We start from the raw sequence: 20,870 nt of genomic DNA, 5'->3' as shown, positions 1-20,870 counted from the left end.
CTTCTGCTGATCGACAGGACCCCGAAGTCCAGGTGGACTTCGGGGTCCTCTCCATGCGGGCGGTGCGCTCGATCAGCGCTGGGCGACCTCGGGCGGGAAACCGCCGGTGGCGATCGGCCCCCAGCCGGTGATCGTCACGCTGATCAGCGCCTTGCCCTGGTCGCGCATCGCCTGACGGTATTCGGCCCAGTCCGGGTGCTCTCCCGAGATGCACCGGAAGTAATCGACCAGCGGCTCGACCGCGTCCTCGCCGTCGATCACGGTGGCGGTGCCGTCCAGCTGGACGTAGGCGTCGTCCCAGTCGTCGGACTGGATCAGCATCGAAACCTCAGCGGTATGACGGATGTTCGCGACCTTCGCGCGCTGCGGGTAGGTCGAGATGAGCACGGACCCGTCCGGTCCGACGCCGCAGGTGACCAGCGACAACTGCAGTCCGCCGCTGCGTTTGCGGGTGACGAGCGTGGCCCGGTGCCGGCTACGGACGAAGTCCAGCAGCTCGGCACGGCCGACGCGCTGGGCAGTGGCGATGCGTGGTGACATGGTTCGATCGTATGGCGCGGCCGGGTGTGGAGCGGATCGCGGACGCGCCGCGTCATACCGTTCGCACCCTGCGAGCGGAAGGATCAGCGGAGATGAAGCGATCGAAGTCGGTCACGGCGGCCGGTGCGGTGCTGGTGGCCGCGACGATGCTGTCGGCGTGCAACCAGCAGGACGAAGGGCCGACGATCGCCACCGGGTCCGCCACATCCTCGTCGACGAACACCGGCGCAGCGACGTCGACCGGCACGGCGAGTTCGTCCACCGCCGCCGCATCGAGTTCCGCTGCGGCCGTGGGCGGCCCGGACGGTGGGTCCAGCGCCGGCACGCTGACCAGCAACGGCGGGTGGTATGCCGAGGGCAGCACGATCACCTTCGTCTACAACAACGGCATCCGCTACAGCGTGGACACCGGTGCGCCGATCAGCGACCTGCGACACGCGAAGACGACCACCGCCAAGGGCACCCTCACGCTGACGCCGACCCGGGCGACCTGGCTGTCCGCGGACGGCAAGCCCTCCACGGTCGACACCGAGGGCGCCGGCGTGATTGCCGACTCCTCCGGCGTGATCGGGGTGCTGCCGGACGGCTCGGTGACGTGCGCCACCAAGCAGGGCCTGCAGTTCGTGGGCTCAAACGGCACCAGAGGCGCCGCCTCCACGAGCGGCCTGTTCTACGTCGACAAGACCGGCAAGAAGACCGTCGTCGGCAAGCCACCCGCCGGCGGCCGGCTCGCCGGACGCTACGTGGTCTGCAACGTCGGCAACACCTCCACCGTCGAGCTCAACGCCGACGTGCTCTTCGCCTACGGCAGCGCCACCGTCACCACGGCCGGCAAACAGGTCGTCGACCACACCGCGAAGTCGATCCGGTCGCACGTCGACGGCAAGACCATCGCCGTGGTCGGCAACACCGACTCCACGGGCAGTGCCGCCTTCAACCTCAAGCTCGGCCGGCAGCGGGCCGACGCCGTCGCCGCGCAGCTGCGGCACGACCTGCCCGGGGTGAAGCTGACGGTCTCGAGCAACGGCGAGACCAAGCCGGTGGCCGCCAACACCGAGCCGGACGGCTCGGACAAGCCGGCAGGCCGCGCGAAGAACCGGCGCGTCACGATCTCCTGGGCCAACAACTGACCGCTCAGCCGTCCGGCCTATGGTCGAAAGCATGGGTCTTCGCAACGCAACCGACGTTCAATCCGCACCCGTCGCAGCCCTCGGGCTGGTCGGCGGTTTCATCGCCGCCCGGGAGACCGGCATCCGTCCGCTCGGCGGTGTCGTGCTCGCCGCCGCCGGGGCATATGCCGGCCGCACCTGGCTAGCCAAGTCCGGACCGGTCGGCACGGCGGCGCTGAGCGCCCTCTACCTCGGGTCGTTCGGTGCGTCGCACCCGCTCGCGAAGAAGATCGGCGCGTGGCCGTCGGTCTTCGTCGCGGCAGCGGTCAGCGGCGCCGCGTCATACCTCGTGGCGGACCGCGGCTGAAATCTCGCGTGCGCACGGCGTGGACCGCCCGCTACGCTGACCACGATGTATGACGCGCAGCGCACGACGACGCCGGATCCCTCCGGCCCCGCTGTGCTGCGCTGAACCACCCGCCCACAACGCCCCGGAGTCGTCTCCGGGGCGTTTGCCTGCCGGGGCGGTCCGGGACCCTGAACCCGAGGACATCATGGAATCGCTTGACTCCACACCGCATTCAGCACCGGACCACCACAGGCTGGGCCGGGATCTGGAGGTCTACGCCACCGACCCGCTCGTCGGCTCCGGCCTGCCGCTGTGGCTTCCGGCCGGCTCGGTCATCCGCGACGAGCTCGAGCGGCTGGCCCGCGACATCGCCCGCGCCGACGGCTGCGTCGGTGTGCACACCCCGGTGCTCGGAAAGCGCGCGCTCTTCGAGAAGTCCGGCCACTGGGCCAAATTCGCCGACGACATGTTTCCGCCCATGGCGTTGGGCGACGAGCCGCCCGCGGACCAGCTGGTGCTGCGGCCGGCCAACTGCCCGCACCACGCGATGGTCTATGCCGCGCGGGCGCACTCCTACCGTGAGCTGCCGATCCGGCTGAACGAACTCGCCCCGATGTTCCGCGCCGAGCGATCCGGTGTCGTCTCCGGACTCACCCGGGTGCGGCAGATCAGCCTGGACGACACCCACGTCTTCTGCCGCCCCGACCAGGTCGCAGAGGAGGCCGCGAGCGCACTGCGCTCGGCACTCCACGCACAGCAGGTCCTCGGGATGCCGGTCGACTACGTCCGGCTCTCGTTGCGCGACAACAGCGCCGGCTACCTCGGCGCACCAGAGCTGTGGGACGAAGCGAGCGACGCGCTGCGTCAGGCAGCGGCCGTCGTCGACCTGGCGGCCCACGGCCTCTCACTCGTCGAGGCGGTCGGTGAGGCGGCGTTCTACGGTCCGAAACTCGACCTGCAGGTCGTCGACGGCAACGGCCAGGAGGAAACCATCGCTACCGTGCAGCTGGACTTCGCGCAACCGGAGCGTTTCGACCTCCGGTATGACGGCGCCGACGGGGAGAGCCACCTCGTGGTGATGATCCACCGCGGGACCGTCGGCTCGATGGAGCGCGTCACTGCAGCGCTGCTCGAGCGGTATGACGGGCGAATGCCCTTGTGGCTCAATCCTGTCCAGCTGCGTGTGCTGCCCGTGGCCGAGTCGGCGGATGCCGTCGCGCGGGAGTTCGTGGATGTGCTCATCGCTCGTGGCCTGCGTGCCGAACTCGATGTCACCGGGTCGCTGGGCAGCCGGATCCGGGGCAGTCGGGCACGGCGGGACTACGCGTTCGGCGTCCTCGGCGAGACCGAGATCGCAGATGGCACAGTGCAACTGACCGATGCAGCGACCGGTTGGCGGGGCTCCCTGCCGCGCGACATCGCGGTCGAGCTGCTCGCCGAAGCGTATGCCGCCCGGTCAGCCCCGGCGTGGGGTAGATGAGCTCGTCAGTCGATGCGGTAGTCGGTGATGTCCTGCTCGCGGAGGGTGACGCCCAGCCCGGGCCGCCCGCGGTCCGGGACCAGCACGCCGTGCGAGTCCGGTTGCAGCACACCGTCGAAGACCAGCCGCTCGATCCGTGCGTGGTCGTGGAAGTACTCCAGATGACGCAGATGCCAGATCGTGGTGCCGACGTGCGCGCTGACCTGCGGTGCGCAGTGCAGTGACAGGTCGATGCTGCGCGCATCGACGAGCGCCGCGACGCGCAGGATGCCGCTCACGCCGAGGCAGCGGGTGGCATCCGCCTGCAGGCAGTCCACCGCGCCGGCCTCCAGCATGTGATGGAAGTAGGGCAGGTCGTAGCCGTACTCGCCGGCCGCGATGTCCATCCCGGCCGGTCCGCGATCGCGGATGAGCCGCAGACCCTCCAGGTCGTCGGAGCTGACCGGCTCCTCGAACCAGCGCACGTCATACTCGGCGAAGCGCTGCGCCCAGGCCAGGGCCTGCTTGCGCTGGTGGGCGCCGTTGGCGTCGACGTACAGCTCGGTGTCCGGGCCGATCGCGTTGCGCGACAGCTGAACTCGGTGCTCGTCGCGATCCGGGTCCCGCCCCACCTTGATCTTGACCCGCGGGATCCCGGCCTCCACCCAGCCGCTGAGCTGGTCGGCCAGCTGCTCGTCGTCGTATGACGTGAAGCCGCCGCTGCCGTAGACCGGCACGCCCTGGTGGACTGCACCGGCGGCCACCGAGAGCGACTGCCCGATCAGGGTGGCGTAGAGATCCCACAGCGCGATGTCGACGGCGGCGATGGCCTCGGCGGCGACGCCGGGTTTGCCGATGTTGCGGACCTGGTGCTGCATGGCCGCCCACGACGCCACCGGTGTGATGGCGTCGCGACCGCACACGACGTCGGTCAAGGTGTTGCGGATGACGGTGGCGACGGCAGGCCCGGCATACGTGTAGCCGATGCCGGTGTGCCCGCCGCCGTGCACCTGCACGATCACCATCGTCGTGGCGTCCCAGGCGAAGGTGCCGTCGGATTCCGGTGCGTCCGTGGGGAATCGGTAAACCGAGACGTCGATGCTCTCGACCGGGACCGCGCGACCGGAGCCGGATTGATCAGTCATCGTCCTGACCCAGCGCGTTCTTGACGCCGGCCTTCAGCTCCGCTCCGACGGCGCGCATCGAATCGCGGATGACCGAGGCCTCGGCCGGATCTCCCTTGCGCATCGCCTCCAGGAAACCCTTGGCCTGCTTGAGGGAGACGTGCGCCGGCAGCGGCGGCACGTTGGGGTCGGTGTGCACGTCCAGCACCACCGGCCGGTCGGCGGCGAACGCCCTGTCCCAGGCGCCGGGCACGTCCTCCGGTCGCTCGACGGTGATCCCCTCAAAACCCAGCAGCTTGGCGTAGCCGGCGTAGTCGATGCGCTCCACCAGCTGCGAGGTGTCGTAGCGCGGGTCACCTGCCTCCCGCATCTCCCACGAGACCTGGTTCAGATCACCGTTGTTCAGGATCAGCACGATGAACTGCGGGTTGTTCCAGGACTTCCAGTGGCGCTTGATTGTGATCATCTCGTTCATGCCGAGCATCTGGAAAGCGCCGTCGCCGATGGTGCAGATGACCGGCCGCTCCGGATGGGCGAACTTGGCGGCCTCGGCATACGGCATCGCGGCCAGCATCGAGGCGAGCATGCCGGACAGGTTGCCGCTCGCGTCCCGACCGAGCTTGATGTGATGTCCGTACCAGTCCGCGGTGGATCCGGCATCGGCGGTGACGATCGCGTTGTGCGGCAGCCGCTTGTTCAGCTCGAGGTAGACGTAGCGGGGGTTGATCGGGTCGGCCTCCGCCTCGGCCTCCTCCCGCACCACCTCCTCCCAGTCCTTCATGTTCTCGATGATCTGCTCCTGCCAGCTGCGGTCGTCCTTCTGCTGCAGCAACGGCAGCAGCGCGGCGAGCGTCGCCTTGGCGTCGCCGCCGAGGTTGACCTCCATCGGGTAGCGCAGGCTCAGATGCCGTGGTGACAGGTCGATCTGGACGCCACGGGCCTGGCCGGTCTTGGGCAGGAATTCGGCATACGGATAGTTGGTGCCGATCATCAGCAGCGTGTCGCAGTCCTGCATCATGTCGTAGCTCGCCTTCGAGCCGAGCAGGCCGAGCTGCTGGGTGTGGTACGGCAGATCGCCGGGGACCACGTCCTTGCCGAGCAGTGCGGTCGCGATGCCCGCGCCGAGCTTCTCGGCGACGGCGATCACCTCGTCGGTGGCACCCCGGGCGCCCTGCCCGACCATCATGGCCACCTTCGTCCCGGAGTTGAGCACCTCTGCCGCCCGGCGGAGTTCGTCCTCCGGTGGCGTCACCGCATTGCTCCCGTGCCCGATGCCGGTGCGCGACACCCAGTGCTCGGGAGCCGGCTTCTCCATCGGCAGGTTCTGCACGTCGGCCGGCAGGATGACGACGGTGGGGCAGCGCTGCGACGACGCGATGCGCACGGCGCGGTCGACGACCAGCTGCGCCTGCATCGGCGTGATGACTGTCTGCACATAGCCGGCCACGTCCTGGAAGACGCGCTCGAGGTTCACCTGCTGCTGGGTGTCGCTGCCGAACGAGACCCGACCCTGCTGCCCGACGATCGCGACCACCGGCTGGTTGTCCATCTTGGCGTCGTAGAGGCCGTTGAGCAGATGGATCGCACCCGGACCGGAGGTGGCGATGCAGACACCGACCTCGCCGGTGAATTTCGCGTGCGCGGAGGCCATGAACGCCGCGATCTCCTCGTGCGTCGGGCGGATGTAGCGGAACGCCTTGCCGTCCCGCTCCCCCCGCTCGAGGGCGCCGTCGAAGCCGCCGATGCCGTCCCCCGGGAAGCCGTAGAACTGATGCAGATCCCACTCGATCAGGCGGTCGATGACGAAATCGCTGACAGTGTCGCTCATGTTCCAATCTCCTTGTTCCGCAGTGCAGTTCGATGTCGTATGGCGGGCCGCCTACCCGACGGGCTGCCGGGCTCGCACCCCACCGGCCCGCTGCTCCGGATCGTCCGACATCGCCGAGCCGTCCGCCATACGCTCAGCGAGGCGGGAGGCGAGGGCCATGATGGTGAGCGCCGGGTTGGCGGCGCCCTGCGTGGGACACACCGACCCGTCGGCGAGGAAGAGGTTGGGCACCGCCCAGGACCGCTGGCTGGCGTCGACCACGCTGGTCTCCGGCGAACTGCCCATCCGGGCGCCGCCGATCAGGTGCGCGTAGCGATGGATGGTCAGCACGTCCTGTGCGCCGCCGGCTTCGAGGATGTCCCCGATCACCTTGGTCGAGTAGTCCATGTTGGCCTTGTCGTTGTCGGTCAGGCTGTAGTCCATCCGCGCCACGCGCAGGCCGTAGCCGTCGACCTCGTCGGCCAGGGTCACCCGGTTGTCCGGGTCGGCGATCAGCTCGTTGAGCACGCCCACCGTCGACCAGTGGTTGTAGTCGCGCATGTATTCACGCATCGCCCGCCCCCAGTGACCGTGCGCGAGCACGTGCTCGGCCCAGCCGATCGGCAGCGGGGACACCGTCTGGATCGAGAAGCCCCGGGCGAATCCGCGCGTCTGGTTGGTCTCGTAGAAGTCCTCGCTGGACACCTGGGGCGGCGGCGCCTTGTACATGCGCAACTCCTCCGGCCACCGGCCGGCGGTCTGCGTCGCGCCCTGCACCATGACGTAACGGCCGACCAGGTCGTGATCGTTGCAGAGGCCGTCCGGGAACCGGGACGACGCCGAGGCGAGCAGCAACCTGGGCGTCTCGATCGAGTATCCAGCAACCGCAACGAACTTCGCGCGCTGCAGGCGCTCCGGCCCTCCCGGCTGGGAGAGATAGACGACGCCGCGGGCCCGGCCGGTCTCGTCCAGCTCGACGCGGGACGCCATACAGTCCGGGCGGATCTCGACGCCGTGTGCCAACGCGTCCGGCAGATGGGTGACCAACGGGCTGGCCTTGGCGTTGACCTTGCACCCCTGCAGGCAGTAGCCGCGGTAGATGCAGTGCGGGCGGTTGCCGAAGGTGCCGTTGACGATGCCGACCGGTCCCACCCGCATCCGGATGCCGAGCTTGTTCGCGCCGCGCCAGATGACGTTGGCCGCCTCCGACACCGGATGCGGGCTGAAGGGGTAGCTGTGCGGGTGTCCCCATGGCCAGTCCTGCCCGGCGACCGGCAGCTCCCGCTCGACCTGCTCGTAGTGCGGGCGCAGCTCCTCGTAGCTGAGCGGCCAGTCCGCGCCGACACCGTCACGGCTGAACGTCTCGAAGTCGGACGGGTGGAACCGCGGCGTGTAACCGGCGTAGTGGACCATCGACCCGCCGACGCCCCGGCCGGAGTTGTTCTTGCCCAGCTCGATCGGGTCCTTGCCGCCGATGATCCGTTTGCTGGTCCAGTAGAGGTCGTGTGCGCCGGCCTCATCGGAGACCCAGTCCTCGTCCGGGTCCCAGAACGGTCCGGCCTCGATCACCACGATCCGCCAGCCTTGCCGGGCCAGCCGCTGGGCCAGCACCGAGCCACCGGCGCCGGCGCCCACGATCACTAGGTCCACTTCATCGTCGTCGCGGTATTGCCGCATCGTCCGCCGGCCGGGCAGCGCCCGGGAGTGGACGTCGAGCAAGTACCGAGAGTCGTTGTCCTTCGGGCCGATCGAACCCTTCAGCAGGTTGCGGAAACTCATCCGGGAAAGACCTCCGGTTCCTTCTTCACCGTCTCGACCGGGTCCTCACCCGTCGCGCCCGGGCTCTCGTAGGGCTCGGTGGTGCTCAGCGGTCCGGTGCGCATGTAGCCGTGCGGGTATGCCGGCCCGCCGAAGCCGATCTCGTTCCACGCCCAGGGATGCGAGTAGAACCCGGACAGGATCGAGCGCATGCACACCGACCAGGCACGCCCGACGTTCAGCCCGTCCCAGGAGCCGCCGGAGAGGTCACCGTCGGCGAGTTTCGCGACGAGTTCTTCCTGCTGCGGCCGCTGGCACTGCGCGAACGGCGACTCGAACCGGTCCTGCGCCGACTCGTCGAGGCCGGCGAGCACCCGGTGCCAGGTCTCCTCGTCGGGTGGCATGTCGGCGTACTGGTATCCGTCCAGTTGATGGTCAGCGAGATAGCCGTCGACCGTCTCGGCGACCGGCACCCGCGGGTCGCCGTCCTGCCCGGTGGTGACGTCGCAGAAGGCGCGCAGGGTCGCCTCCTCGGACGGCGCGAAGAAGCGCACTGGCCCGGGCGGCTCCAGCCTGGCCAGCACCACCCGGCGGGTGGCGTCGTCCCAGTTGTCGGCGTTGTCCAGCACGTCGTAGTCCGGGTAGCGCCCGATCATCTGGGGCGTGATGCCGCGCCGCTGCCGCGGCAGCCAGGAGGCCGGTGGCGGCTCGCCGTTGGAACGCAGGTGCGGGAGGTGTTGGCCCTTGTCCTTGTCGATCCGATCCGCCATCACGTCACTTTTCCCGGCGCAGGATCGCCGCGAGCAGACCCATCCCGCCGACGATGCACATCAGCCCGGGCGCGGCGATCGGCGGCCCCATCGGCACGTTGTATGACGCGAGCTTCCACCCGCCGGGTTTGCGCGAGACGCCCCGGGCGTGGAAGTACTCGCCCGCCAGGCCGTTCAGGGTGTAGGCGGCGGCGGTCACCGGCAGCGCGGTTTTCGCCCACTTCTTGCTGAACACTCCGGCGACCCCGGCCACGACGACCGGTGGCGTCACCAGGATCGGCGACCACATCCACTTGTTGCCGAAGCCGGCCTTGTAGTGCTCGAAGTAGACCTCCGCGGTCGTCACGAGGGCCGCGACCGCGGTCAGCCCGGACAACGAGCGCTCGAACCGGCCGTGCTCGACGTTGGCAACGGCGCGGTCGATCAGATGGACCACTCCGGGCTCGCCGGGACCCATGCGGAACAAGGACATCTCATACCTCCATCAGCGATCTGCACCGCGGTGAGCACCCACCGTCGGTCGTGCGGCCTGTGCCACCACCAGGTCCCCCGCCGCCAGGAGCAGCGCGAGAACCGCGGACGCCCCGGCGTGCCGACGCCACCCGGGCAGTGCGGCGAGCACGAGCATCGAGATGCCGTGCAGCCCGTCGACCGCTGCGGACACCGTGTAGATCGTGCTCGGATCCGCCACCGCGTCACCGGACCGGCCCACGCCGCCGCACCACAACTCGGCCGCCCCCTGGACCACCATCCGGCCGCCCTGCAATCGATCGAGCAGCGAGTGGCGGCAGGCCACCGCCATACCGCAGCTCGCCTTCAGTACGGACAGGGCCACTTCGCCCTGGCCGGGACGACTCGGCCGCAGTCGGCGCGGCACATCACTCACCCAGGACACGCGAGGCCTCTACCCACCTGCCCGGCGACCGAATCACCGCCCGCGACGTGGCGCGCGCTTCAGCGGTCCGCGAGCCGCCGGCGCAGCCCGGTGGCACGACGGATCTGAGCGGTGACCGCGGTGCGGACTGTCTGCTCGCTGCCGACGATCGTCACCCGTCGCTGCGCGCGGGTGATCGCGGTGTAGATCAGTTCCCTTGAGAGCAATGGGGATTCGTTGTCTGGGAGGAGGATGGTGACTTCCTGGGCTTCACTTCCCTGGCTCTTGTGAATCGTCATGGCGTGCATCGTCTCGACGTCCGACAACCGGCTCGCCGCGATCGGGACCGGTCCGGCGGCGGTGCCGATCTGCGCGATTGCCGGTCCTTCGCCGCCCATGACGACACCGGTGTCGCCGTTGTGCACGGCGAGCGCGTAGTCGTTGCGGGTGACCAGGATCGGGCGGCCGGCATACATCGGCTCCCAGAGCGGGTCGCCGGTCGCCTCCGAGAGCCACTCGTCGACCAGGAAGTTCCAGGTGCGGACGCCGCGCGGACCGGAGCGCCGGGCGCACAGCAGGCGGTGCTCGCCGAGGACCGCCAAGGCCCCCGGCACGTCGCCGGCCAGTGCGCGCTCGCGCAGTCGAAGGGCGTGTCGGAGCAGGGTGTCGCGCAGCGCCGGTGCGGGATCGTCGTCCTCGATGAAGCCGACCGCAGTGCCACCGGCACGTAGCAGGTCGATCACCTCGTCGGCGCGACCACCGCGGACCGCTGCGGCCAGTGCGGCGATCTCGGTGTCGAACCGGTGCGAGGTGGTCAACCGGCAGACCGTCGCCGGGGCCAGCTGCTCGTAACCGTCGACCAGATCGGCCAGCACAGCGCCGGCGTCCACCGAGGCGAGCTGGTCCGCGTCGCCGACGAGCAGCAGCCGGCTCGTCGGCCGGACCGCCTGCAGCAGGCGCGACATCATCGTCAGTGCGACCATCGACGTCTCGTCGACGACGATGACGTCGTGCGGTAGCCGGTTGGCGGCATTGAACCGGAAGGTGTCGCCGCCGCGTGGCCGCCAGCCGAGCAGCCGGTGCAGCGTCATCGCGTCGAGGTGCTGCAGGCGGGCGGCGTCGGTGGGTGCGAGGAGCGAGGCAGCCTGGGTCACCGACTCCTTGAGCCGCGCGGCGGCCTTGCCGGTCGGAGCCGCGAGCGCCACCCGCATCGGCCGGGTGTGTCCCTGGCGCTGCCACTGCTCGTCCAGCAGGACGAGCAGCCGGGCGACGGTCGAGGTCTTGCCGGTGCCGGGCCCACCGGTCAGCACGGTGGTCCACTGGTGCACGGCTTGCGAGGCTGCCGTGCGTTGCTCGGCGTATGCCGCCTCCGGGAAGAGCCGCTCGAGACCGGCCGTGAGCACGCCGGAGTCGACCGGCGGCGGCGTCTCGGCCGCGCGCTCGCGCAGGGTTTGCGCGACTCGCAGCTCTTCGCGGTGATAGCGGTCCAGGTAGAGCAGGCGGAACTCGACGCGTAAGACGCCGGATCGGCAGATCGCACTGTCCTCGACAGCGCGAAGCCAGGCGTCGGCGTCCGTGGGCCAGCGGGCGGCGAGCGCATCTCGGGCAGCTCGATCGGCCGGCGCGGCTTCCGGCATGTCGTCCTCGGCCGAGTCCGCGTCGGCCGGGATGGTGAGAGCGTCGCGCGGGTCGAGGCAGACCGACCCGCGGCGCACGGCGCGCACGACGAGCGCGAGGGCGAGCACGACGCTCTGGTCGGGCTCGTCGACCACGTCGGCCAGGGTCTGCGCGACGTGCACATCGGCAGCGTCCAGCACGCCGGCGCGGTTGGCATCGGCGAGCACACCGTCGGCCCGCAGCGCCAGCCGTGGGTCTTCGGTGACCGCGTCCATCACACGCCGCCTTCGCCGTCGAGGAGGTCGGACAGCTCGATCACCAGCTCGGTGGGCGGTTTCCAGGAAAAGACACCGGTCGGATTTCCTCCCACTAGGGGTGTTTTGGGGCCCGCCATACCGCGCAGGTAGAGGTAGAGAACACCGCCGAGATGCCGGTCCGGGTCGTAATCGGGCAGCCGCCAGCGCAGATAGCGGTGCAGCGTCGCGGCATAGAGCAGGGCCTGCAGTGGGTAGTCGGAGTGACCCATCGCGGCTGCGAGCGGCTCGGGACCGTAGGCGCCGAGCAGCAGCGGCTGATCGGCCGGTCCGAGCCAGTTGGTCTTGTAGTCGGCCACCAGATAGCGCTCGCCGACCCGCAGCACGACATCGATCGACCCGGTCAGGTAGCCGCGCAGCACCTGCCCGCCGAGCAGTTCGGTGTCGAGCAGGTCGGCGTAGGGCAGCAGTGGGTCACCGGGCGGGAGGTGCCGGCGGAGGATGGCGGACAGCTGACCGAGCCGCACCCTGCGGTCCCCGTCGCGTGCCCCGAGCGGGATCTCGAACTCCAGCTCGGCCAGCTTGTTGCGGCCCACGGACTGCAGCGTCACACCGTCGGCCAACGGTCCGAGCGGAGTGGTGTAGACGGCGATCAGCGCATCGGCCAGCAGGTCGACGTCGATGTCGACGGGCCAGCGCACCTGCTGCTCGCGGATCCGCCGGCGCAGCTCGTCACCGAGATCGGGCACCGTCGGGTCGGCCGTCTCGAGCACGGCGTGCACCAGGGAGCCGAAGGTCGCGCCGACCGGGAGCGTGCCCATCGGGGACGGCGTCGCGAGCGCGTCATCCGGCACGCCAGCGGGCGCGCCGGCGCGCTGCTCGGGCAGCACGATCGCCGGCTCGTCGCTGCGCACGTCGGCCTCCGCCTCGGTGCTCACGTTGTCGGTGGGAAGCTGCTCCAGCACCCGGCTGAGCGCGGAGTAGGAGGTGCGCCGCCAGTCCTCGTCGATGACCCGGGTGAAGCGGCGGACTGCGAGGTCGACCGGCGTGCCGGCGTGCTGCAGCGACGGCACACCGGCCTTGGTGACCTTCTCCCAGGAGGGGCCGCCGGCGTCGGCCCAACGCTGCAGCAGGGCGAGCGACTCCTCGGTGCTGCGGTGGCTGCGGGAGTCGGCGATCGTGCCGTCGGCGCTCGGTCCCGCTGGGTCCCGGTCGATGAGCATCCGGTGGATGGCGGAGTCGGGGGCGTTGTTGCCCTGCCCCCACCAGGCGACGACCTGCGACTTGGCGCGGGTCAGCGCGACATAGAAGAGGCGCAGCGACTCCCCGGCGTCCTCCTGCCGGGCCAGCCGCCGGACGTCGGCTCCCGGTCGGCCGATGTGGATGGACCGGACCGCCGGTGCGCCATCCGCGGCCGGAGCGTGGAAGAGCGGGTTGTCCTCCTCGCCGACCCATCGGTCGGCGGCGAACGGCAGGTAGACCACCGGGAATTCGAGACCCTTGCTGCCGTGGACGGTGAGCAGCTGCACGGCGTCGTCGTCGCTGTCCAGCCGCCTCGCCCGCGCGTCGCCGGACGCGGGCCGGTCCAGCTGGGCCTGGTCGTGCAGCCAGGCGATGAGCGCGGGCAGGCCAGCGATGCGGGAGGCGGCCGCCGCGTGCAGTGCCTCCGCGATGTGCCGCAGGTCGGTGAGGTCGCGCTCGCCGCCGATCTGCCCGAGCACTCGCTCCGGCAGGCCGCCGATCGAGCAGACTTCGAAAACCGCTGCTATCCCCCGCCGTTGGTAGAGCGCGGCCAGCCGACGCACCTGGTCGGTGACGGCGGCGGTGGCCGCCTCACCGTCGCTGTCGAGCTGCTCGGCGGTCAGCCCGATGAATGGGGTGAGGGCGGCGGCGCGGACGCGGGATGACCGGTGCGGCTGGTCCATCGCCTCGAGCAAGGTCCGCCAGTGTTCGGCAGCCGGTGTCCGGAAGACGCTGCCGGCGCCACTCAGGACGGCGGGCACGCCGACCTCGCGCAGTTGCTGCTGCATCAGCACCAGGTGGTCGTTGCGCGATGCGAGCACCGCGATGTCGCTCGGCTCGATCGGCCGGGTGCCGGCCGGATCCTGGTAGGTGGCACCGGAACTCAGCAACGCCGCGATGTCCTGGGCCGCGTCGGCGGCGGCTCGCGCGCGGTAGTCGCCGACTCGGACGGTGTCGTCTCGCGTCAGCTGGGCGGCGCTGAACTGGTCGGCGCCGAGGAACCGGATGCGGAAGGGTGCCGCCGCCGGCGCGCCGTGCAATCGGCTGCCCGAACAGCTCGCGCGCACCGGTAGCACCCGGATGTCGGGATCGCCGAGGGCCGCGTCGCCGAGGAAGCGCCCGAGCGCGGTCACCAGGGGGGCGTCCGAACGCCAGTTGGTGTCGAGGGTGCGGCGTTCGCCCGCCGTGTGCGCGGCGCGCAGGTAAGTCGTGACGTCACCGCCGCGGAAGGCATAGATCGCCTGTTTCGGATCGCCGATGAGCACCATGGTCGCGTGGCCGCGGAACGCCCGGTCGAATACTTCCCACTGGACCGGATCGGTGTCCTGGAACTCGTCGATCAGCACGACCTTCCACTGCCGGCGCAGCCGTTCGCGCGCCGGACCGGCGGGGTCGCGCAGCGCGTCGGCGACCTGCGAGAGGAGGTCGTCGTAGGTCAGGATGCCGAGCCGACGCTTGCGGCTGGCCAGCTCGGCACGGACGGCGTGCGCGAACCGCACCCGGCGCTCCCCTGGCGACCCCGGCGCGGGCTCGGTCGGCACGATGGCGGCGCTGGGGTCCTCGGCGACCTTGCGCGCAATGCGCCGCGCCTCGTCGAGCGAGAAGGCCGGCCCGCCCTGCTGCCGGACGAAGCCGCGCAGGTAGAGGTCGTCGACGACCTCCATCAGCAGGTCGTCCACGTCCTCGACCAGCGTCGCACTGGGGTCGCTGTCGCCGGCGATGCCGAGCCCGCGCAGCACCTGGTGACAGAACTGGTGGATGGTCGCGATCGTCGCCTCGTCGAAGGTGGTCAGGGCGTCGCGAACCCGTCGCGCCCGCGAGGCGCGCTCGGCCGGTTCGGTGTCGGCGAGAGCGGCGAGCACCGGATCGGCCGGGATGGCCGTCGGATCGTCGAGCACCTCGGCGCAGGCGACCAGCTGCTCGCGGACGCGCTCACGCAACTCGCGCGATGCCGCGCGGCCGAAGGTCACGACGAGGAGTTCATCGAGAGCGTGCACGCCTTCGGCGACATAGCGCGCCACCAGCGCGGCGATCGTCCAGGTCTTGCCGGTGCCCGCGCTGGCCTCCAGCACGGTCGTGCCGCTCGGCAGCGGGCCGAGTATGTCGAACGACGTCTCGGTCGGCCGGAGGGTATCGGTCATCTAGTGCGACTCCTGGACGTCGAGCAGCGGACCCCAGACGCGGAGGGCGTATTGGCCGAGCCTGCTCGTGGCTGAGTTCCAGGCCTCGTCAGCTTCGGGGCGCTCGGCGAGCAGCTCCGCGAAGGGAATCGTCCCGCCATGGACGAGCCGGTGCGCCGCCGTCTCGCTCTCCCCGTCGATGCGGCGCTCTCCGAAGCCGGTGCTCTCCCACTCGCGTTGCGCGAAGGCAGCGGCCGATCGCTCACTGCCGGGACGCTGGCGCAGCTTGTCGACGTAAGCGAGGGAGGTCTTGAGCGGCAAAGGGATCGGGCCGCGCATGCCGCGGTCGTAGATGTCTACCAGGTCGCCCAGGTGCCGCAGCGCGGTCTGCTGGTCGAGTCCACCGGTCAGGTAGTAGCCGGCGCGCCGGTTGGCGCCGCCGCGCAACCAGCCCGCGGTGACGGCCTGCCACGGACGGTCGGGGTGATCGGCGGTGAGTGCGAGGAGCGTGAGCCAGGACTGCAACCGCTGCTTGGCACGGAGCGTCGAGAAGCTGAGCGCCAGGTGCACCTCGCCGCGCAGGTCACCGATCGTGCCGGTGAGCCGCCGGCCGTCGGGCAACCGCACGTCGAGATCGACGCTCGACGGCTCACGCAGGAGCAACTCCACGATCGGCTTTCGCAGTGCCGTCACGCCGTCGATGGTGCGCTGCAGCACGTCGTCACCCACCGCACCAGGAGGTATGCCGCCACGCAGCCGCTCCATGCGCGTGATGTCGTCGGGTCCGGTGCCCGCGAGCGAGGCGCTGAGGGCACGGTCACCGATCTTCCACTGCTGCAACCCGTCCAGAGTGATGGGGATCGCGTCGCCGCTCTCCTCCTCGTCGTAGGGCAGCGCGACGTCGAGCCGGTCACGCACGAAGGCGCGGACCGGGTCCTCGAAGAAGCGCGCCAGCTCGGCGAACCCGATGTCGTCCGGTGGCAGCGCCGACAGCGCTGTCGCCAGCAACCGGGATCGCCGCGGCCGCCGGTGCTGGGCGGCGCGCGCCCCGACCAGCGCGGTGTGGTCGAAGCTGAACGGCTCGGGCGTGTCGAGCGCGCCGGCCACCAGGTTGCGCGTGTCGAACGGCTGCAACGGATGCTGCACCACGACGTCCCTCCCGACCGGCCAGGCAGCGGTGCGCCGCACGGCGTCGATGAGCTCGCCGAGCGGTGCCGCGGGGGGACGCTCGGCGCCCGTGTGCTCGCCGGCGCCGGTGTAGGTCACGACCAGCCGGTCGGTGGCGGCGAGCACCGCGTCGAGCAGTAGCTGGCGGTCCTCGCTGCGCAGATCACGTTCGCCGGTCAGCGGAGTGCGGGCGAGCACGTCGTCGCCGTCGATGCCGCTGGTGCGTGGAAAGACACCGTCGTCCAGGCCGAGCAGACAGATGACGCGATGCGGCACCGACCGCATCGGCAGCATCGTGCACACCGTCATGGTGCCGGTGCGGAAGTTGGCCCGGGTTGCCCGTCCCCCGAGGCGGGCGCGCAGCAGCTCCCGGACGTCGGCCACCTGCAGGGTGGTGTCCGCCGCCGCCATCGCGCGGACCGACTCGAGCTCACGGTCGAACTGCGCGGTCTGCCAGAGATTTTCCTGCGACACGTCGGCAAGCCGAGCCACACCGTCGAGCAGGCCGGCCATCCAGTCGGCGCTGCTACGGGCGTCGCGCAGGGCACTCATGGTGGCGTCGACGCGGTCGAGCAGCTCCGCGAAGCGTCCCACCAGGTCGACGCCGGCACTCTCCACCTCGCCGACCGGCAGCACGTCGCCGACGGCGGATCCACCGGCCGGGCTCATCGCCACACCCAGCAGCAGCCGCCGGAGGCCGAAGCGCCAGGTGTTCTGCTCGACGTCCTGCAGCCCGAACTGCCGACGGTGAGTCCCGTCCATGCCCCACCGGATCTCGGCGTCCTCGATCCAGCCCGCGAGCCGCTCCAGGTCCTCCTCGTCGAGCCGGAACCGGCGGCGCACCGGCTCGCGGGCGATGAACGCGCGCAGATCGCTGGCCCTCAGCCGGCCCACGGTGAAGTCGACGAGATCGGTGGCGATTTCGAAAAGCGGGTTGGTGCTGGCGAGTGACCGGTCAGCCAGTTTGACGCGCAGCAGGTGCGCGGGATGAGCGCCGTGCAGGCCGGTGTCGGTGCCCTCGCCGAGGCCGAAGGCAGCCTGGATCAGCGGCGCGTAACTCTCGATGTCGGGACACATGACCAGGATGTCTCGCGGCTCGAGCGTCGGGTCGTCCTGCAGCATGCCGGTGAGGACCTCACGGAGCACCTCGACCTGACGTGCCGCGCCGTGGCACGCGTGGACCTGCACCGACCGGTCGGACGCGCCGACCGCACGCTGCGCGCGAGTCGCTCGGTCGGGCATGGTGTTGCGGCGCAGGTCGTGCTGCAGCCGGCCGAGGACGGTGACCGGGGCCGGCTCGCCCGGCTGCGCAGCCGCTGCGTCGTGAACCACCGGCAGCGCGCGCTGCAGCTCGCGCGCGTCGCGGCCGAGTGAGGCGAGCAACGGGTGGCGGACCAGCTCCGCGCTCCGGTCGTCGGCGCGGGGTATGACGCGCTCGGTGAGCGTCGGTGCCAGCTCCGCCCAGAGCGCGGCCGACGGCTGAGGGAGCCACAGGTGGACGTCCCGGTGCGCCGCCAGGGCGTCGATCAGCTCGATCTCCGTGACCGGCACGCGGGTATGCCCGAAGAACGAGATGCGTGGCGGCAGCGATGAATCGGGCGTGGTGTCGCGTCCGGCGCGGAGTGCGGCGACCGTGCTCGTATGACGCGCCGCAGGCGGCGGGGCGTCCACCCGATCGACCAGCAGCTGCCACAGCCGGGCCTGCCACACGAGGTCGTCGTCGAGCGCACCGCCTGCACCGTCGGACAGCTCGCCACGACTCCAGGCGGTGAGCAGGGACGGACGCTGGACGGCATACGACCCGAAGAGCCCGGCCACGCGACGCGCCACGGCATACCTGCGGCCGGCCCGGTGCTGGCCGAGCTCACCGCTGTCGCCGTGCCCGAGATGCCGCGCGAGCGTGCGGCACCAGGACTCGTCGAGGTGCGCGTCGATCTCGTCGAGCAGCGGCCAGACCAGCCGGTCCGGCTCCCAGGGGTCGTCGCGCTCCCGACCGCTGAGCAGCGCGACCAGCGAGCGCGGGGCGACGAACCGCACGCCGGCGCAGATGCCGTCACCACCGCGCGGGCCCACGCCGAGGTGGTGCGACAGCGACTGGGCCAGCCAGCGCTCGACCCCCCGAGTGGGAACGATGACCAACTCCTGCACGAACGGGTCGGCGAGCGGCTCGGCCAGCAGCCGCGCCAGCCCGTCGGCGAGCGCGTCGGTGCGCTCGGCGCGGTGCAGGATCAACGTCACGCGATGACCTTATGACGTGCCACCGACGTCAGCCGGGCTTGCATGTTGGACAGCCCCAATCAATAGTTGAAGTCTGGAAGCAGGTCCCGACCAGCAAGGAGACCGACCGTGGCAAACAGTGAACAGTTCAAGAAGAACGCCGAAGAAGCCGCGCAGCAGGCCAAGGAGAAGGCTGGCAAGCTGGCGCACGACAACCGCGACAAGATCGCCGGGGCGCTCGGCAAGCTGACGTCGGTGATCGACAAGAAGACGCAGGGCAAATACCACGACAAGCTCGCCAAGGCACAGGACGCGGCACTGAAAGGTGCCGACAAGCTCGCCGAGCAGCGGCCGGGCAGTCACCCGGACAACCCGGTCGAGGGTACCGGTGGTGGTGGCGACGTCCCACCCGTCGATCCGACACCGGGCCCGCCCCCGCCGAGCGGCGTCTGACGGCACCATCCGTTGCGTCCACGTCACCGGCGTGGGCATCCTGGCAGCATGCAGACGCACCGGCACGACGACGCCAACGACTTCGAGGCATCGGCGTGGGAGGAACGGTATGCCGGGGACGAGTCCGTCTGGAGCGGCCGGCCGAACCCGCAACTGGAGACCGAGGCCGGCAAACTGCCGCCGGGCACCGCGCTCGACGTCGGCTGCGGTGAGGGTGGCGACGTCATCTGGCTGGCGCAGCGGGGCTGGCGGGTCACCGGCGCCGACTTCTCGGCCAACGGCTTGGCGCGGGCTGCGCAGCACGCCGAACAGGCCGGAGTCGCCGACCGCACCGAGTGGTGGCAGGTCGATGCCCGCCGATTCGACGCGGCCGGACGGTCATTCGACCTCGTCACCACCCATTTCCTGCACCTGCCGGACGGCGGGATGGTCGACGCCGTCAGCCGGCTCGCCACTGCTGTAGCTCCGGGTGGCCACCTGCTGGTGGTCGGCCATTCGCCGGTGGCGCACTTCACCGAGCTGTCCGAGGAGAAGCGCCGCGCGATGTTCCTCGCCGCGGAACTGTTGCCCGGATTGCCGGCCGGTTTCGAGGCATTGGTGGTGGAACAGCGGCCTCGCACGGTGGTGCGCGACGGCGCGACGATCGACATCGACGACTCGACGCTCCTCGCCCGCCGCGTCAGCGAGTGACGTCGCCGACGACTGACTCACTACGTCGCTAGCCCAGGACGACCGCCGGATCGACATACTCGAGGTCGTGTGCCTCGGCCACCGGCTTGCAGACGACGTCGCCGTCATACGTGTTCAGACCGCGCGCGAATGCCTGATCGGCACGCAAGGCGTCCCGCCAGCCCTGGTTCGCCAGTTGCACGACATACGGAAGGGTGGCGTTGGTGAGGGCCCAGGTGGACGTATTCGGCACGGCACCAGGCATGTTCGCGACGCAGTAGAAGGTGCTGCCGTGCACCCGGAAGGTCGGGTCGTCGTGCGTGGTGGGGCGGGTGTCCTCGAAGCAGCCACCCTGGTCGACCGCGATGTCCACGAGCACCGATCCCGGCTTCATGTTGGCGACCATTTCATTGGTCACCAGCTTCGGCGCGCGCGCACCGGGGATCAGCACCGAACCGATGACCAGATCGGCGCTCAGCACCTGCTCCCGCACCGCCATCGTCGAGCTAGCGATCTGGCGGACCCGGTTGTCGTAGCGCCAGAACGTCAGCCGTAGCTTCTCGAGGTCGGTGTCGAGGATCGTCACGTCCGCACCCATGCCGAGCGCGATGTTGGCGGCGTTCTGTCCGGTGACGCCGGCGCCGAGCACGACGACCTTCGCACTCGCCACGCCTCCGACACCGCCCATCAACACGCCGGACCCGCCCTGCGCCTTCATCAGGGCGTGGGCGCCGACCTGCGGCGCCAGACAGCCGGCCACCTCGCTCATCGGATAGAGCAGAGGCAGCATGCCGGACGGCAATTGCACCGTCTCGTAAGCAATTCCGGTCACTTTCGACTTCACCAGCTCCCGGGTGAGCGTCTCGTCGGCGGCGAGATGCAGGTAGGTGAAGAGCGTGAGTCCGTCGCGCAGCCGGTGGTATTCCTCCTCCACCGGCTCCTTCACCTTCAGTACGACGTCGGCGTCGGCCCACACGTCGTCGGCCGATTCGACGATGCGCGCACCCTCGGCGACATACGCCTCGTCGGCGATCGAGCTGCCTTCGCCCGCTCCGCGCTGGATGAGCACGTCGTGCCCGTTGCGCACGAGTTCGTGCACTCCCACGGGCGTGATCCCCACCCGGTGCTCGCCCGCCTTGACCTCTGTCGGGACTGCGATCTTCACTGGTGCGTGCTCCTTCGCGGCCGGGTGGTCATCGGATCCGCGGTGACCACGTCGAGATGTCGGTTTCAGGTCTAGCACCTCGGCGCGTGCCGTATGGCGGCTTCCACCCGCTACGTCGCGACCGAGATGTCCGCGGTCCGGCGTTCTGCGCAACGGCGTCCGAGCCGTCCAGCAGG

At 70.4% G+C, this 20,870-nt stretch carries 16 protein-coding genes; 5 read left to right on the top strand and 11 right to left on the bottom strand.

Annotation, left to right across the window (positions count from 1 at the left end):
* Positions 1 to 72: 72 nt before the first annotated feature.
* Positions 73 to 540: a PPOX class F420-dependent oxidoreductase gene (locus tag ACN8HC_RS03820; protein WP_490073533.1), complete on the bottom strand. Its 468-nt coding sequence runs from the start codon at positions 538 to 540 to the stop codon at positions 73 to 75.
* A gap of 92 nt (positions 541 to 632) precedes the next feature.
* Here ACN8HC_RS03820 and ACN8HC_RS03815 point away from each other — a divergent pair, with 92 nt between their 5' ends.
* The 3 genes from ACN8HC_RS03815 (at position 633) to ACN8HC_RS03805 (ending at position 3,478) form a co-directional block, all read left to right on the top strand.
* Positions 633 to 1,670 carry an OmpA family protein gene (locus ACN8HC_RS03815; protein ID WP_490073532.1) on the top strand — a complete coding sequence of 346 codons (1,038 nt, stop codon included), beginning with the start codon at positions 633 to 635 and terminating at the stop codon, positions 1,668 to 1,670.
* A gap of 31 nt (positions 1,671 to 1,701) precedes the next feature.
* On the top strand, positions 1,702 to 2,016 hold the full coding sequence (locus tag ACN8HC_RS03810; RefSeq protein ID WP_490073531.1) for a hypothetical protein: 315 nt from the start codon (positions 1,702 to 1,704) through the stop codon (positions 2,014 to 2,016).
* 187 nt (positions 2,017 to 2,203) lie between these two features.
* A complete protein-coding gene (locus ACN8HC_RS03805) occupies positions 2,204 to 3,478 on the top strand; it encodes an aminoacyl--tRNA ligase-related protein (protein ID WP_490073530.1) in 1,275 nt (424 codons plus the stop codon).
* A 5-nt stretch (positions 3,479 to 3,483) separates the two neighbouring features.
* Here the strand turns inward: ACN8HC_RS03805 and ACN8HC_RS03800 are convergent, their stop codons facing one another.
* The 9 genes from ACN8HC_RS03800 to recC are packed head-to-tail and all read right to left on the bottom strand — an operon-like array spanning position 3,484 to position 18,428.
* The gene (locus tag ACN8HC_RS03800; RefSeq protein ID WP_490073529.1) at positions 3,484 to 4,602 is read right to left on the bottom strand and encodes an enolase C-terminal domain-like protein; all 1,119 of its coding nucleotides are present in this window, start codon (positions 4,600 to 4,602) and stop codon (positions 3,484 to 3,486) included.
* Positions 4,595 to 6,409 carry a thiamine pyrophosphate-requiring protein gene (locus ACN8HC_RS03795; RefSeq protein WP_490073528.1) on the bottom strand — a complete coding sequence of 605 codons (1,815 nt, stop codon included), beginning with the start codon at positions 6,407 to 6,409 and terminating at the stop codon, positions 4,595 to 4,597. The genes ACN8HC_RS03800 and ACN8HC_RS03795 overlap by 8 nt, the downstream gene beginning before the upstream one ends.
* A gap of 51 nt (positions 6,410 to 6,460) precedes the next feature.
* Positions 6,461 to 8,167, bottom strand: a complete 1,707-nt coding sequence (locus ACN8HC_RS03790; protein ID WP_490073527.1) for a GMC family oxidoreductase — start codon at positions 8,165 to 8,167, stop codon at positions 6,461 to 6,463.
* On the bottom strand, positions 8,164 to 8,916 hold the full coding sequence (locus ACN8HC_RS03785) for a gluconate 2-dehydrogenase subunit 3 family protein (protein WP_490073526.1): 753 nt from the start codon (positions 8,914 to 8,916) through the stop codon (positions 8,164 to 8,166). Before ACN8HC_RS03785 ends, ACN8HC_RS03790 begins: the two co-directional genes overlap by 4 nt.
* Before the next feature lie 4 nt (positions 8,917 to 8,920).
* Entirely contained in the window at positions 8,921 to 9,388 is a 468-nt protein-coding gene (locus ACN8HC_RS03780; RefSeq protein WP_490073525.1) for a hypothetical protein, read from the bottom strand.
* Positions 9,389 to 9,400: 12 nt separating this feature from the next.
* Positions 9,401 to 9,811 (bottom strand): hypothetical protein, encoded by a 411-nt coding sequence (locus ACN8HC_RS03775; protein WP_490073524.1) that lies wholly within the window; start codon positions 9,809 to 9,811, stop codon positions 9,401 to 9,403.
* Between the two features lie 59 nt (positions 9,812 to 9,870).
* Positions 9,871 to 11,682, bottom strand: coding sequence for an exodeoxyribonuclease V subunit alpha (gene recD, locus ACN8HC_RS03770; protein ID WP_490073523.1), 1,812 nt, complete (start codon positions 11,680 to 11,682; stop codon positions 9,871 to 9,873).
* Positions 11,682 to 15,044 carry a UvrD-helicase domain-containing protein gene (locus ACN8HC_RS03765; RefSeq protein WP_490073522.1) on the bottom strand — a complete coding sequence of 1,121 codons (3,363 nt, stop codon included), beginning with the start codon at positions 15,042 to 15,044 and terminating at the stop codon, positions 11,682 to 11,684. The genes recD and ACN8HC_RS03765 overlap by 1 nt, the downstream gene beginning before the upstream one ends.
* Positions 15,045 to 18,428 carry an exodeoxyribonuclease V subunit gamma gene (gene recC, locus ACN8HC_RS03760; protein WP_490073521.1) on the bottom strand — a complete coding sequence of 1,128 codons (3,384 nt, stop codon included), beginning with the start codon at positions 18,426 to 18,428 and terminating at the stop codon, positions 15,045 to 15,047.
* A 108-nt stretch (positions 18,429 to 18,536) separates the two neighbouring features.
* On the opposite strand from recC, the gene ACN8HC_RS03755 reads away from it, so the two are divergent.
* Entirely contained in the window at positions 18,537 to 18,860 is a 324-nt protein-coding gene (locus ACN8HC_RS03755; protein WP_490073520.1) for an antitoxin, read from the top strand.
* A 48-nt stretch (positions 18,861 to 18,908) separates the two neighbouring features.
* Complete coding sequence (locus ACN8HC_RS03750; RefSeq protein ID WP_490073519.1) at positions 18,909 to 19,550, top strand: class I SAM-dependent methyltransferase; 642 nt, start codon at positions 18,909 to 18,911, stop codon at positions 19,548 to 19,550.
* Between the two features lie 28 nt (positions 19,551 to 19,578).
* Here ACN8HC_RS03750 and ald read toward each other — a convergent pair whose 3' ends face one another.
* A complete protein-coding gene (ald, locus tag ACN8HC_RS03745; protein WP_490073518.1) occupies positions 19,579 to 20,694 on the bottom strand; it encodes an alanine dehydrogenase in 1,116 nt (371 codons plus the stop codon).
* Between the last annotated feature and the right edge of the window lie 176 nt (positions 20,695 to 20,870).

The sequence above is a fragment of the Flexivirga sp. YIM B11880 genome (assembly GCF_058148645.1).
Note: the sequence above shows the minus strand (reverse complement) of the source record. Positions and strands in the feature narration are given on the sequence as shown.

Coding starts and splice junctions, on each gene's coding strand:
- ACN8HC_RS03790 (WP_490073527.1), bottom strand. CDS start 8,167: ATGAGTTTCCGCAACCTGCTGAAGGGTTCGATCGGCCCGAAGGACAAC.
- ACN8HC_RS03815 (WP_490073532.1), top strand. CDS start 633: ATGAAGCGATCGAAGTCGGTCACGGCGGCCGGTGCGGTGCTGGTGGCC.
- ACN8HC_RS03750 (WP_490073519.1), top strand. CDS start 18,909: ATGCAGACGCACCGGCACGACGACGCCAACGACTTCGAGGCATCGGCG.
- ACN8HC_RS03785 (WP_490073526.1), bottom strand. CDS start 8,916: ATGGCGGATCGGATCGACAAGGACAAGGGCCAACACCTCCCGCACCTG.
- ACN8HC_RS03780 (WP_490073525.1), bottom strand. CDS start 9,388: ATGTCCTTGTTCCGCATGGGTCCCGGCGAGCCCGGAGTGGTCCATCTG.
- recD (WP_490073523.1), bottom strand. CDS start 11,682: ATGGACGCGGTCACCGAAGACCCACGGCTGGCGCTGCGGGCCGACGGT.
- ACN8HC_RS03820 (WP_490073533.1), bottom strand. CDS start 540: ATGTCACCACGCATCGCCACTGCCCAGCGCGTCGGCCGTGCCGAGCTG.
- ACN8HC_RS03795 (WP_490073528.1), bottom strand. CDS start 6,409: ATGAGCGACACTGTCAGCGATTTCGTCATCGACCGCCTGATCGAGTGG.
- ACN8HC_RS03805 (WP_490073530.1), top strand. CDS start 2,204: ATGGAATCGCTTGACTCCACACCGCATTCAGCACCGGACCACCACAGG.
- ACN8HC_RS03800 (WP_490073529.1), bottom strand. CDS start 4,602: ATGACTGATCAATCCGGCTCCGGTCGCGCGGTCCCGGTCGAGAGCATC.
- ACN8HC_RS03810 (WP_490073531.1), top strand. CDS start 1,702: ATGGGTCTTCGCAACGCAACCGACGTTCAATCCGCACCCGTCGCAGCC.
- ACN8HC_RS03765 (WP_490073522.1), bottom strand. CDS start 15,044: ATGACCGATACCCTCCGGCCGACCGAGACGTCGTTCGACATACTCGGC.